Source organism: Pseudoalteromonas sp. P1-25, assembly GCF_001401805.1.
GTDB lineage: Bacteria > Pseudomonadota > Gammaproteobacteria > Enterobacterales > Alteromonadaceae > Pseudoalteromonas.
In genome coordinates this window covers 1-250 of record NZ_LKDW01000129.1, presented here as the reverse complement: position 1 = coordinate 250, position 250 = coordinate 1, and the positions used below count along the sequence as shown (strand labels likewise).

The following is a 250-nucleotide window of genomic DNA, read 5'->3' as shown; positions in this document are numbered from 1 at the left end:
AAATAGTAAGTGGCGTCCCCAAGGGGATTCGAACCCCTGTTACCGCCGTGAAAGGGCGGTGTCCTAGGCCTCTAGACGATGGGGACACTGAAAAGTGTCACTAGGACAACTGAATGGTTTAACTCGTTTCAGGCGAGCTTTTAATAACACTAACCTACTATAAATAGTAAGTGGCGTCCCCAAGGGGATTCGAACCCCTGTTACCGCCGTGAAAGGGCGGTGTCCTAGGCCTCTAGACGATGGGGACACT

2 tRNA genes are annotated in these 250 nt (G+C 51.6%); both read right to left on the bottom strand.

The annotated features are described in order from the left end of the window. Positions 1–10: 10 nt before the first annotated feature. Positions 11–86 (bottom strand) — tRNA-Glu (locus tag AN393_RS19855). 85 nt (positions 87–171) lie between these two features. After that, positions 172–247 (bottom strand) — tRNA-Glu (locus AN393_RS19850). Positions 248–250 lie beyond the last annotated feature (3 nt).